Source organism: Moorena sp. SIO1F2 (assembly GCF_010672755.1).
In the GTDB taxonomy this organism is placed as follows: Bacteria; Cyanobacteriota; Cyanobacteriia; order Cyanobacteriales; family Coleofasciculaceae; genus Moorena.
Genome location: NZ_JAAHFV010000286.1, coordinates 1 through 8,423, shown reverse-complemented (window position 1 = coordinate 8,423; position 8,423 = coordinate 1). Strand labels below are relative to the sequence as shown.

The window sequence follows — 8,423 nt, the reverse complement described above, 5'->3', positions numbered from 1 at the left end:
GACTATAAGGTCTAAACTAAACTACCATAAGCGGCTGCCGTTTTCCTATGCCTTGCTTCCCTAACCACAGAGCACATCGGGCTGGTTAATAATAGCCTGCTTTATCAACTCCTCAGGTAGTAGAAAGAAGATTTTTGTTTCTACTGTCTTATTATGGGGCATCCTCACCGTAGGCATATGCTTGATTCTTGGTCATCAGCTTTTCAGCAGATCAACCAGTCCACTTGCTTAAAAAATGACATTTTCCAAGTAGAGGTTGGTCTGTCCTTTTTCGCCCAGCGTGCGCTTAGCGGAAGCTTTTTCAGGTTCTTTCCCTGGAGTTTCCTTGTACCTTATGGTACCGATACAATTATTTTGACACTCCCCGCTCGCCCAGAGACGGGGATTCTTGGCTCAACGATTCCCCTTGCCATGACAGGTTTTCACCAAGCACAGATAAGGCCAAATCTCCCCGGAGACGAAACCTTAGAGAGGGTCGCCTTTATAGTCAGCAGGCTATGCAGATGCATGGTTAAATCTTTTTTAATAAGGTGACCCTCTCTTACGGTAACTTCAAACCCAGCGTTTGGATCATTGATCCAGGTTCCGGTGTGCCGGAAACGAAACCTTAGTAGAGTGGAGCCTTAGTTAATAAGTTTTGACCCTTTTTATCATAGCCAGTCCCCTGTAAAGGCGACCCTCTACTTACGGTAACTTCAAACCCCACCGTACCTTGTTTAGAATGGGAGACAATCAACTTTAATACAATATCTACCTTATTCGTTTCATAGACTCCCAGATCGTTAGACGAAACCGAGGTGCATGTATCATTCTTTTAACAGGTTTTTACGTCGTCTATTTATATTCAGGCAAGTTGGTTGTCTCACTTCCTATTATATAGGACAGCGCTAGTTTAGGGATTACCGACAACAGAAGAAAAAAATATCCATTGACGCATAAATTCGTCAAGCAAGGTTATATCCCCCGGATAAATCACGGGGGCTTTACCCATAACGTCGGTAACAGATTCTTACAAGCTCACGTGCCAAAAAAATCTTCAAGGCTCGCCCCACACGGTCGTTTTTCATCCCCGCTCGCTTAGAGACGGGGGTTTCAAACTCGCAGGATTTTCTGTAAGAAGGATTACTTCTTTACGGTGCGACCCCGCGCTTTTAAAAAGCGCTAGGGAACACGCACTAAGAGGTGGCTTTCTTTGGTTTGTGAGTAGATACCTCTTCAGATTCAGACTCTTCATCCACCTGCTTAAGATGGATATGCTTGTAGCCCAGTTTAATTTCAAACTCATCACCAGGCTCTAATCCCATGGCATGAGTGTAGGTTGAACCAATAACAATTTGACCATTTTTATGGACACTCACACGATAAGTCGGTTCACGCCCCCGACCATCTTTTGTGCCTTCTGGATCCAGGGGAACACCCTTGGCTCCTAAAACCGCATCATAAAAATCTGTTAAATTGACGCGGGTCTGGTCTGTTTTAGTTATAGTGTAATAGCCGCAACGCTTGGCTGTCTCTCGGCGAGGCAAGTGTGATAGCTCTTTTACTTTTTGAAGTAATGCTTTACCAGTTAGGGGAGTAGTTGAAATCTCTGGCATAATCTCACGAGATATCCTTTAAACTTCAGAGTGGTCAAGATCATTAATGGCCAAACTTTGGCTCTATTAAAAATATATCGTTAAATCTATCTCAGTTGACAAGATATTTTGGATCATTTGTTTAAATCTTTACGTATTTCAATAATAACAGATCAGACAATCTCTGCCTAAGCCTTTAGGGGCAGTAAGATGATAACTATGAAAATAATCCAGGAAACATACCAATAGGATTGCACTCTTACACCAGAAGTCAACTAGCGAGGGGTATTGCTTCCCTAGGGACTACTCAAACAAGTATGGCCTAATTATCAAGAGTAACTACTTACCTCAACAGTAGTCCTGTTGCTCATATCATCCCTTAACCTTACCGATTATCCTTGTATATGTTGGAATACTCAAGAGCTTAGTTTTATGCAAGTTGATTTTAAAATCATTCGACAGACTCAAAACACTGCGCCACTACTCCAGACTTATAGGCTGGATGTCCAGAAAGGAAACACGATTCTGGAATGCTTGAATCGTATTAAGTGGGAACAAGATGGTACTTTAGCTTTTCGCAAAAATTGTCGCAACACGATTTGTGGTAGCTGTGGCATACGAATCAATGGTCGCTCGGCTTTGGCCTGTAAGGAAAATGTGGGCAATGAATTGGGCAAGCAACAGCTGCCAGATGACTCTAAAATCCCGGAGATTACTATAGCACCTCTGGGTAATATGCCAGTAATCAAGGATTTAGTCGTTGAGATGAGCAGCTTCTGGGATAACTTAGAAGCTGTTGATCCCTACGTCAGCACTGCTGCTAGGAAGATTCCCGAACGGGAATTTTTACAGAGTCCTGAAGAGCGATCGCATTTGGCTCAGGCAGGTAATTGTATCATGTGTGGTGCCTGTTATTCTGAGTGTAATGCCAAAGAAGTTAATCGAGATTTTGTCGGTCCTCATGCCTTGGCTAAAGCACAGCGTCTGGTGGTAGATTCCCGTGATAATACCACGGAAAATCGTTTGGAGAAATATAACGAAGGAACAAAAGGAGTCTGGGGTTGTACCCGCTGTATGATGTGTAATGCGGTTTGCCCGATGGGTGTGGCTCCTATGGATCAAATCGGTAAGATTAAACAGGATATTCTTGAAGGCATTGAGACCTATGATAGTCGTCCAATCCGCCACCGCAAAGTCCTAATTGATTTAGTCAAAGAGGGAGGCTGGATTGATGAGCGTAAGTTTGGCTTGCAGGTGGTTGGTAACTCATTTCGAGATATCCAAGGTTTGGCGAGCCTAGGACCACTGGGATTACGAATGCTAGTTAGAGGTAAGTTTCCCTTGAGCTTTTCTCCATCAGCAGGCACATCACAAGTGCGATCGCTAATTGAATCGGTAAAAAATTTGGAGTCTGAAGGATCTGATCAGTCATGAGTTCTGAAACACCCAATTCTAGTGAATCGTCTCAGGAGTCTTTTAACCAACCTGAACCAGCTTTTGGTTGGACTCCCTATGCTGAGCAAATCAATGGCAGGTTTGCCATGGTTGCCTTAGTTTGTATCGTGTTACTGGAGTTGCTCACTGGTCAAGGTTTGTTGACTTGGCTGGGTCTACTCTAAGGAATTTCCAACTACTATATAATGATCCCGAGCTTGAGATTTATTTGCTCTTACAATCAGGATTGTTGACGGTTGACGGTTGAACGCGCACGTGTGGCCGAAAGGCCAAGGTTGACGGTTTACTACCTCTGTTGGGATTTCCTCCTTGCCCTGACCAGCCAATTGTTGCGGCTACACAAATGTAGAGACCTAGCATGCTAGGTCTCTACAAAACTCTGGGCAATGAAAAGCTAATTAAACTGGAGTATTGCACCCGGATTGGCTATTAGTTGTGTTAATTAGATAGATTTTGGACCGCTGCTATACGAAAGTAGGCATTCTACAGAAAAGTCTACAGATTCAAGCTGTCTTACCATTGGGGAAAGAGCTATGGGGCTTTGGATTTGCTATCTGGCCATGACTTCCTGCTCGGGGAAGGTCTTGCTGAGCCATAACTTCGCTGATGTATATTTCCTGCTGAGGCAGTGGGATCACAATCCCCTCTTCTTCAAATCTTTCTTTTATAATTCGGCTGATGTCACAATAGGCTGTCCAGTAATCCTCTTTCTTAGTATAGGCCATAAACCAAATATTAACAGCATATTCAGCCAATTCCCCAGTGTCAATCCAAGGTGCAGGGTCTTCTAATACTAAAGGATGAGAGTTGGCAATATCCTTAAGAACTTGGATCGCTTGAGTAATACTATTGCTATAGCTGATCCTTACCGTGAGAAACATAGCGCGGACGGGGCTACTGGTTTCATTCTCAATAACGTTACCCCAGATTGAGTTGTTTGGCACGATAATGATTTTATTTTCATAAGTCTTGATGGTGGTGCAAACTAAGTTGACATCCTTAACCGTACCTTTTACCCCAGCTACTTCAATCATATCGCCCACGTCAAAAGGTTTATAGAGCAAGATCATTAACCCATTGGCAAAGTTACCGAGGGTATTTTGGAAAGCAAACGCTACCACAAAACCAGCAGCTCCAATCATGGCCATTAGTGGACCAATACTTACCTCTAGGGCAGTGATCCCTAAAAGAAGACCCACCAAAAATAATCCTTGGCGGGTTATCCTAACTACGAACTGACGCAGCATAGCTGACATATTCGGGAACATCCACAAAGATTTCTCGAGGACTTTCCCTATAATCAGGGAGAGGATGCTAAAGCCAGCGACAATTCCTAAAAATTTGCCAATGTTATTCGCCCAGCGCAGACCTCCTTCTTTAGACTGGAGCCAGCCGACGATGGTAATCCAGGTTCCTTCAGTGTCAGTGACGTCTACCTTAATCCCACTGATGGCATCGATGTATTTGTCGTACAACTCAACATCACCGCCTTTAGTTTCCAGCTCTTCAAGTACGACCTCAAAGCGATCGCTTAAAGCAGTGCGTTCCTCTCGCAGTGTAGTCATGTTGACCAGAACTTGCTTTTTAACTTCGGTCTTGGCCTCGACCGCTTCTTCTAGGTTTTGTTTGGCTTGGTCAATTCCCTGTTGAGTCTTTTTCTGCTGTTGTTCATCAGTAACAATTTTATTGCTAATTGTCCCAATCTTCTCTTGAACCTTAGCAACATCCTCGTTTGAGGTTTTGGCTTTATCTTTCTCCGTTTCAGTACCTTCAACTGCTTTATCAATCGCCCCTTGCAAAGTTTGATCTTGCTTGGTCTTTTCCTCTTCTTTGACTGCTTCTTCTACTGACTCCTGAGCTTTTTCGAGAGCTTCTTGTGCATCTTTAGCAGCTTCTAAAGCTTTAACGCGATCCTCCGGCGATCCCTCAGTCTCTATTTTTTGCTTAGTGTCTGTCGCTTCCTCAAGAGCCTCTTTGGCATCTTCTAGGGCATCAACAGCTTCTTTAGTTTGTTGAAGCTCTCGATTTTTGCGCTTGACAGCAATTTCAGCATCGCTAAGTTCTTTAACTTTAGTTTTAAGCAAGAACATCCACGCCTCAGCTTCACCATCCAGCTCATCCTTAGTCAAAGGCTTGAGCATTAGCTCTAGCTCCTCAATCGGAATAGTTGGATCGTCAGTGGTAACGGCTTTCTCTAAGATTAAATTAGTGGTCTGTTTCGCTTGGACCGGTAACCACCATGCCCCAACCATTAAGAGACTGCCAAATAAAATGCTAATTTTCTTTTGTCGGTAACGAATCATTGGTTTTTCGTGTTAATAAGACGTTAATGAAGATTTAACCTGTATAGTTTGGTTCACTGTTGAGTGTTAACCAATGAAGATGTAACCTGTATAGTTTGGTTCACTGTTGAGTTTTAACCGTTGACTGTCAACAGTTGCTCCCCCCATTACCCCCGAAGATCGGCAGAGCTGTTTCATTTTCGATTTAGACTGAGGGGGGCAGAGCAGTAGAGCAGCGGAGCCTAATTTTCGGCAAATATTCGGATTTTGACAGAATTTATCCCTTTATAATTCTCTCTATCTAACCCTAAAATGAAGATCCCGGGGGCAGTCAATAGTTAACGTTTAACAGTCAACAGTCAACAAGGTATAGATAGCCTTTTATTGGTTTAAATCGAGCCATGTCCTTATTGTTGCCCAATATTTTTCATCAATAAACATCTTGAACAAAAATTTTGCAAAATCTTTGCTGAATACCGACTCCGCTTTGATCATATCTTTATTTCCCTGGCTGATAATTAATTTTTCATGGCTGCCATCATCCATAGCTTAGTTATCGGTAATGGTAGATTTACCAGCCGTATTTGGTATAATATGCTTCTGTAAAACTCGGTAAAACCCTTTATTTTTACTGGGCTGTATTCTTAACAATTCGTTGAATGCTCCTAGAGAAACATAATACTATCAAATCCGGTTGAATAACTTACTTCCTGGTGAGTATAGCAGGGGGAGCAGGAATCCTCATAAGGGTAGGTTTTTAACTTTGACCTCAGGTGTGGGGTGAGGTGTGGGGTGAGGTGTCGGGTGTGGGGTGAGGTGTCGGGTGTGGGGTTTGTCGTTAAAAATCATCATTGTCTTGATGCAATAGCGAGTAGGGAAAACCACGGCAATAGCGAGTGGGGGAAACCCCCGTGAGGCCACTGCATCGCTTCTTCGTTGTTTTCCTTTTCCTCTGATGAGGTTAAGTCCCATGTTTTACCCAAATGTAAAAAACCTACCCCTGTGAGGAGCAGGAATCCCCCCTAACCCCCCTTAGTAAGCAGGGCTGTTTCATTGTCGATGTCAAAATTTTTTCTGAGGTTTTGAAACCGCCTTGGAGTAACGGAATCACCCTTTTTTTGTCTGATTAAGTATTTTAACCTGAAAAAAGTCGTTAAATTCTCTAAGCGCAAAAAGCTTGGGCAACGGAATAAAAAACCGAATGATATCACCAAAACAAAAAGCGCTCGCCGAGAGTGTAAAATAAAAGCTAACGCTATTTAATCAAAAAAAGTTTATCTATGAATAGCCTAATTCAAGCCCTCAAAAAAGTATTTGAAGTTACCGTATAACAGGGTCGCCTTATCACAAATAATCAACCCTTTTATGCGTAACCTATCACCCATGCGACCCTTTTAAAGGTTTCGTATCCGAAGGACTTTCGTCAACTCCAAGGACAACGGCATCCTTGATAAAGGGTTTTATTAATTATCATTATCGAACTTAGGCAAGGATATACTAGGTATATATCTTTAGAAAATTTATATAAATTTAATCAAGATTTGTTATTTAATAACTTAAATAGTTTCCAGGATATAGTTACTTATTACTAAACCATTCGACCAGTGATGCTAGGAGTAAATTTATCAAATTTGTGAAAAATTTTTCATCAGTGGGCAAGTCAGTTTGCTTTTTATAAATCCTTAAGATATTGGATAGCTACTGATGGGATATAAATATTAAGGTTAAAATATGTCACAATAATTCAATTATTTTTTTTAATTGTGGTAATCTTTTATTGATTTAGTCAGGAGTTAGGGTTAGTTTTAAATTTAAATCGTTTCTCTTGGTACGCGTTCACGCTTAGCTTTGAAAAAGCGCGGGGTCGCACCGCTTGAGAATAATAAAAGTTCATAAATCCACCAAGTCCAAGAAGCTATAAAAACTTGCCCCCTTCAGAATCAAGTATTTACTCTGGATGCTATCCACTGCCAAAAACAAACCACCTTTGATATTATAAACTCCAATAATCATTATCTTATTGCCGTTAAAAAGAATCAAAAAAAACTCTATTATTATCTAGAATATGTGAGTAATCATCAAACCCCAATTACAGTTAATCGAACGATTGACAAGAGTCATGGCAGACAAATTGAGCGCATTACTTCAGGTGCGACCGGTCGCACCTGTTGAATATATTTGGTTAAAAACTAAAAATTTATTAATAAAATTTTGGGATAAATTACGGTAATTTGCGTTAGTTAAGTGGTTATTTACTTTTTTTATTCAAAGAGAAGTTTTTGATTTTAATAAACTTCATAAGTATGGTTTGTTGCAAAAAAAATAATAGGAAATAAACGATTAATTAAGCCAAGTTGATTTTTACGAATCATTTAGTACTGCTATAATTGGATACATTACTTGATTTTATTTATGGGGGGGTGACATCCACGCTAAAATCCTTACTGGGTAATAATTTCAGCCCATCAGTTATAAAAAGATAGATGCTGTTTTGGGCTGACATTGGATGTAGTTATAAGGGTTTGAGCTTCCAGAAAATGAAAGGAGGGTCAATTGGCTGTATCAAGCCATAGCTCATTGGCATCAAAGCCTTATATAGTAATGTTTTTAGGGCTCATGTTACCCCCTCAGATTTTATTTAAGGTTTTATCTATAAGTTTAGCATACTAGATACTGAAGAACCCCCAATCCTTATTATTTCGTTTAAAGTGAACGCATTTGTGAATCATTGCAAACATCTCAAAGCTAGTGATGGACTTGCTTCGCAATTCCTGGAGATGTCTATTTTCCAAAAACAAACTTCAACCTAACTAAGCCATGTTCGACGATCTGCTCTCAGCCTTAAAAAGGCTAGATAAATTACTAGAGCAAGCAGTAATAACAGCACAAGCTGTCTACGGTTCAGAAGCAGCTACTGACCCTTATCGAGGTCTTCGTATTAATCGCGATCAGGTCAAGCAACTCCTAGATCGTGAACCAGGGATACCTTTGTTTGCAGTAGATGCAGAAAAAACTGAGTCCGATCAGACTAACAATACACCATTAAACTGGCTGAAACAGACTTTCGGTTTGTCTGAATTTGATTTAGACGTGATGTTGATTGCCCTGGCTC

The 8,423-nt window shown here is 41.1% G+C and carries 6 protein-coding genes and 1 pseudogene; 3 read left to right on the top strand and 4 right to left on the bottom strand.

Features of this window, described 5'->3' with window-relative positions:
* Positions 1–1,175 precede the first annotated feature (1,175 nt).
* A complete protein-coding gene (locus F6J94_RS25520; RefSeq protein WP_293045255.1) occupies positions 1,176–1,595 on the bottom strand; it encodes an AbrB family transcriptional regulator in 420 nt (139 codons plus the stop codon).
* Positions 1,596–2,006: 411 nt separating this feature from the next.
* Between F6J94_RS25520 and F6J94_RS25515 the strand changes: the two genes are divergently transcribed.
* Positions 2,007–3,008 carry a succinate dehydrogenase/fumarate reductase iron-sulfur subunit gene (locus tag F6J94_RS25515; protein ID WP_293045253.1) on the top strand — a complete coding sequence of 334 codons (1,002 nt, stop codon included), beginning with the start codon at positions 2,007–2,009 and terminating at the stop codon, positions 3,006–3,008.
* Complete coding sequence (locus F6J94_RS25510) at positions 3,005–3,193, top strand: chlorophyll a/b-binding protein (protein WP_071103444.1); 189 nt, start codon at positions 3,005–3,007, stop codon at positions 3,191–3,193. Before F6J94_RS25515 ends, F6J94_RS25510 begins: the two co-directional genes overlap by 4 nt.
* Before the next feature lie 339 nt (positions 3,194–3,532).
* Here F6J94_RS25510 and F6J94_RS25505 read toward each other — a convergent pair whose 3' ends face one another.
* From F6J94_RS25505 to F6J94_RS25495, 3 genes are all read right to left on the bottom strand, one after another.
* Positions 3,533–5,332, bottom strand: coding sequence for a mechanosensitive ion channel domain-containing protein (locus F6J94_RS25505; protein WP_293045251.1), 1,800 nt, complete (start codon positions 5,330–5,332; stop codon positions 3,533–3,535).
* Positions 5,333–5,692: 360 nt separating this feature from the next.
* Positions 5,693–5,857 carry a hypothetical protein gene (locus F6J94_RS25500; RefSeq protein ID WP_293026145.1) on the bottom strand — a complete coding sequence of 55 codons (165 nt, stop codon included), beginning with the start codon at positions 5,855–5,857 and terminating at the stop codon, positions 5,693–5,695.
* A 195-nt stretch (positions 5,858–6,052) separates the two neighbouring features.
* Positions 6,053–6,283 carry a hypothetical protein gene (locus F6J94_RS25495; protein ID WP_293026147.1) on the bottom strand — a complete coding sequence of 77 codons (231 nt, stop codon included), beginning with the start codon at positions 6,281–6,283 and terminating at the stop codon, positions 6,053–6,055.
* 1,845 nt (positions 6,284–8,128) lie between these two features.
* On the opposite strand from F6J94_RS25495, the pseudogene F6J94_RS25490 reads away from it, so the two are divergent.
* Positions 8,129–8,423: pseudogene (locus F6J94_RS25490) on the top strand (ATP-binding protein); the annotation flags it as partial.

What these genes read in the sequence shown, in the direction of transcription:
- F6J94_RS25495 (WP_293026147.1), bottom strand. Translation starts at nt 6,283, where the DNA reads ATGGGACTTAACCTCATCAGAGGAAAAGGAAAACAACGAAGAAGCGAT.
- F6J94_RS25515 (WP_293045253.1), top strand. Translation starts at nt 2,007, where the DNA reads ATGCAAGTTGATTTTAAAATCATTCGACAGACTCAAAACACTGCGCCA.
- F6J94_RS25500 (WP_293026145.1), bottom strand. Translation starts at nt 5,857, where the DNA reads ATGGATGATGGCAGCCATGAAAAATTAATTATCAGCCAGGGAAATAAA.
- F6J94_RS25520 (WP_293045255.1), bottom strand. Translation starts at nt 1,595, where the DNA reads ATGCCAGAGATTTCAACTACTCCCCTAACTGGTAAAGCATTACTTCAA.
- F6J94_RS25510 (WP_071103444.1), top strand. Translation starts at nt 3,005, where the DNA reads ATGAGTTCTGAAACACCCAATTCTAGTGAATCGTCTCAGGAGTCTTTT.
- F6J94_RS25505 (WP_293045251.1), bottom strand. Translation starts at nt 5,332, where the DNA reads ATGATTCGTTACCGACAAAAGAAAATTAGCATTTTATTTGGCAGTCTC.